Raw genomic sequence first — 4346 nt, 5'->3', positions numbered from 1 at the left:
GCACCTGGACGGTCCGCGAGAACGACACCCTCGGCGACCTCGCCGTCGACCTCGACGTCCCGGGCGGCTGGCCCGCCCTCTACGAGCTCAACCGCGAGGCCATCGGCGAGGACCCGGACCTCATCCAGCCCGGGCTGGTGCTGCGCCTGCCCTCCTGAGCCCCGCCCGGGCCATTCCCCCTCGAAGACGCCGACGGCCCGCCCGGTCCTGGGAGACCGGGCGGGCCGAGGTGCGGGGTGCGGGGTGTGCGGGGTCAGCCGACGTGGACGCGCGGGCGGCGGCTGCGGTCCGGCTCCGCCTCGCGCAGCACCTCGCGGGTGACCGGCGCGACCTCGCCCTGACCGAACAGGAAGAACCGCAGGAACTGGGCGAAGGGGTTGCCCTCGGTCCACTCGAAGTAGAGGTGCGGCTGCTTGCCCGTGCGGTCCCGGACGGTGAGCGCCAGCGCGGCGATCGCGTTCGGGATGCTGGAGCTCTCCAGGGTGAGCACCCGGTAGCGGCCGTGCAGCACCTCGCCGTGCACGGTCAGCTCGGACTCGAAGTCAGAGGCGTCGCGGACGGTCACCTCGACGAAGACCAGGTCGTCCTCGCCGGGGATGTCGTTGTCGGCGCGGATCTGACGGATCTTGTCGCGGTACTCGGCGACGTCCCGGTTGCTCGGCTCGTTGGCGATCAGCCGCAGCGGGCGGTGGGCGTAGTCGCGGATGAAACGTTCCGCCACGTCGTCCAGCACCACACGGGTGACGCGCAGCTCGAAGGCGCGGCGCAGCCGGGACAGCAGCGAGACCAGGATGATGCCGGCGATGAAGCAGGCACCGATCTTCAGGCCGTCCGGGCGCTCCATGACGTTCAGCACGGTGGTGTAGAGGAAGATCGCCGCGATCGCCGCGAAGGCGACGGTCCAGCCGCGCTCGCGCTTGCGGTACGCGGCGATGGTCACCGCGATGGCCGCCGAGCTGATCAGCACCAGCACACCGGTCGCGTAGGCGCCGCCCTGCGCGTCCACGTTGGCGTCGAACAGCCAGGTGACCAGGAAGCCGATCATGGTCAGCACGATCACCATCGGCCGCACCGCGCGCGCCCAGTGCGGGGCCATGCCGTAGCGCGGCAGGTAGCGGGGCAGCAGGTTGAGCATGCCCGCCATCGCGGAGGCGCCCGCGAACCAGAGGATCGCGATGGTCGACAGGTCGTAGACGCTACCGAAGGCGCCGCCCAGGTACTGGTGGGCGAGGTACGCCAGGGCGCGGCCGTTGGCCTGGCCGCCCGCCTTGAACTCGTCGGCCGGGATGAGCAGCGTGGTGATGAAGCTGGTGGTGATCAGGAAGGCGCTCATGATCACGGCGGCGGTGGTGAGCAGCTTGCGGGTGCCGCGGATCCGGCCGGTCGGGTTCGCCTCGGTGTCGGTCGGGTCGCCCTTGATGTGCGGCATCACGGCGACGCCGGTCTCGAAGCCGGACAGGCCGAGCGCGAGCTTCGGGAAGGTCACCAGGGCCACGCCGACCATGATGATCGGGTTGCCGTGCTGGACGGTCAGCGCGTTCGTCCAGTCGGTGACCACGTGCGGGGCCTCGATGATCTTCCAGATGCCGACCGCCACCACGACCACGTTCAGCACCAGGTAGACCCCGACCAGCACGACGGCCAGGCCGATGGCCTCGCTGAAGCCCTTGAGGAAGACCGCGCCGAGCAGGGCGACCAGGATCAGTGTGATCAGCACCTGCTTGCCGCCGAGCACGCCGGTCAGGTGCGGGTTCTCCACCAGGTGCGCGCTCGCGTCGGCGGCGGACAGCGTGATGGTGATCAGGAAGTCCGTCGCCGCGAAGCCGAGCAGCGCGAGGACGAACAGCTTGCCCTTCCAGAACGACAGCAGCCGCTCCAGCATCGCGATCGAGCCCTCACCGTGCGGGCTCTCCTGGGCGACGCGGCGGTAGACCGGCAGCGCGCCCAGCAGGGTGACGATCACCAGCACGATCGTCGCGATCGGCGACAGCACGCCGGCGGCCAGGGCGGCGATGCCCGGCTGGTAGCCGAGCGTCGAGAAGTAGTCCAGGCCGGTCAGGCACATCACCCGCCACCAGCGCTGGCCCGTGTGGGCGCCGTGGGCGGCGTCCGGGGCGTTCTCGGCACCCTCGGCGCCCTCGTCGGCGGCGGCGTTCGCGGCGGAGTCCCCCGGCTCCGCGCCCTCCTGCCGCGTCTGCGTGCGGTCGTCCTGCTCGGCCGGCTTGTCCGCCGACATGTCCTCCAGCAGCCAGCTGCGGAAGCGTATTCGCGCCGACGACGGATCCTCCGTCGTCTCCTCCGTCGAACCCGACGAAACCACCTTGCACCTCTTGTTTAAAGACCCCGTAAAAGCGCCGTCGGGCGACGGCAGTGCGACAGGCTATGCGACAGGCGTTAAGGAGACGTCATCGGCCCGCGTTAAGAAAACGTCATGGCTCGCAGGTCACAGCGGGTGGCCCGACGCACGGGGCGAAGCGCCGGGGCGGGGAAGGGCGGTCCCCGCCCCGGCGGGATCACGGACGCGTCACGGGCTCATCACCGATGGATCACCGGTGGATCATGGGTGAACCGCCGGTGATCCAGGGGTGGATCACCGGCGGATCGGTGCGCGGGCGGCGGTCAGGCCCGGTAGCCGAGGACCGTCATCATGCCGTTCTCCGCGTGGTACACGTTGTGGCAGTGCACCATCCACAGCCCCGGGTTGTCGGCGTCGAAGTCGACGGCCAGGGTCGCGCCCGGCAGCACGATCGCGGTGTCCTTGCGCGGGCCGTCACCGGGCAGCGCGAAGCTGTGTCCGTGCAGGTGGACGGGGTGCCACATGCTCGTGCTGTTGCGGAACTCCAGCCGCACCCGCTCCCCCGCCGCCACCGGGTAGCGCTGCGCGGGGTCGTACTTGCGGCCGTTGAACGCCCAATCCGCCTTCGCCATAACGCCGGTGAGCTCCAGCGCGACCGTGCGGTCCGGCGCCTTGGCGGGCAGTCGCACGCTCGCGTCGGCCTTGAGCTGCGCGGCGGTGAGCAGCCTGCCGTCCAACTCCGCCGGGCGCGCCGAGGCGTCGGGTGCGGCGCCGCCGCCGGTGCGCAGCACGGCCAGCGCGGTGGCGTTCTTGCCCTCGGCGAGCGCGGTGAGCGGGAAGGTGCCGTCCTTCGCGGTGACCAGGACGTCGTAGCGTTCGCCCATGCCGAGCAGCAGCGCCTGGGTGGTGGCCTGCTCGACCGGGAAGCCGTCGGTGTGAGTGACGGTCAACTCGTGGCCGCCGAGGGCGACGCGGTAGGCGGTGTCGCCGCCCGCGTTGATCAGCCGGATCCGGATCCGGTCGCCGGGCTTGGCGGTGAAGGTCTCGGGCGCGGCCGGGAGACGGCCGTTGACCAGGTGGAACGGGTAGGCGACGTCGCCGGCGTCGCCGCCGAGCAACGGGCTCTGAGCTCCCATCAGCATCCGGGAGGGGCCGGCTGCCCCGCTCGGTGCGCCGCCCATGCCCATGCCGCCCATGTCCATGCCGGGTGCGCCGCCGCCGGAAGCACCCCCATGGCTCGAGTGGTCCATCCCGCCCATGCCCTGGGCGAGTTCGGCGAGGACGGCGTCCGGAGTGCTGCCGTCGACGCCGTCCACCCAGTCGTCCAGGACGACGACCCACTCCTTGTCGTAGCTCAGCGGCTCCTTCGGGTCCTCGACGATCAGCGGCGCGTACAGGCCGCGGTCCTGCTGGACGCCGGAGTGCGGGTGGAACCAGTAGGTGCCCGGGTGGGAGAGCGCGAAGCGGTGCTCGAAGGAGGCGCCGGGCTTGACGGCGGCCTGGGTGACGCCCGGCACGCCGTCCATGTCGTTGCGCAGCGCGAGGCCGTGCCAGTGTAGCGAGGTGGGCTGCGGCAGGTGGTTGGCGAGGGTGACGGCGAGCGTCTCGCCGAGGGTGGCGCGCACCTCCTGGCCGGGCAGGCGGTCGCCGTAGGCCCAGCTGCGGACGGTGCGTCCGCCCAGGTCGAGGGTGGTCTCGGTGGCGGTGAGCGCGATCTTGCGTTCGGGCCCGGGGTTGCGCCTCGCCTCGGCGGCGGCGACCTCGGGGCCGACCGGGGAGACGAATCCGGTGGGCGTGGCGGTCGGGCCGCCGGTGCCGGGGGCGTTGGTCGACCCGTGGTTCATGGAGCCGTGGTCCATGCCCGTCATCGAGTCCGAGCCGGAGGAGGAACAGGCGGCGAGCAGGCCGGTCCCGGCGGCGGCGAGCGCGGCGCCGAGGACGGTACGGCGGGTGGGTGTGCGCATGGCGGAGTGCACCTCGTGCGGTGTGGTGTTGGTGTGCAGGACGGCGCGTCGGCCGGTCCGTGCGCGGGCGCGAGGGAGCGCGAGCG

General features: G+C 71.9%; 2 protein-coding genes. Both read right to left on the bottom strand.

Annotation, left to right across the window (positions count from 1 at the left end; genetic code table 11):
- Nucleotides 1–253: 253 nt before the first annotated feature.
- Nucleotides 254–2236, bottom strand: coding sequence for an amino acid transporter (locus J0670_RS31365; protein WP_374223205.1), 1983 nt, complete (start codon nucleotides 2234–2236; stop codon nucleotides 254–256).
- 383 nt (nucleotides 2237–2619) lie between these two features.
- Nucleotides 2620–4260, bottom strand: a complete 1641-nt coding sequence (locus J0670_RS31360; RefSeq protein WP_207815263.1) for a multicopper oxidase family protein — start codon at nucleotides 4258–4260, stop codon at nucleotides 2620–2622.
- Between the last annotated feature and the right edge of the window lie 86 nt (nucleotides 4261–4346).

Origin of the sequence: Streptomyces sp. FH025 (assembly GCF_017427025.1) — a bacterium.
Lineage (GTDB): Bacteria > Actinomycetota > Actinomycetes > Streptomycetales > Streptomycetaceae > Kitasatospora.
The sequence above is the reverse complement of the archived record's forward strand: the minus strand, read 5'-3'. Positions and strand labels throughout refer to the sequence as shown.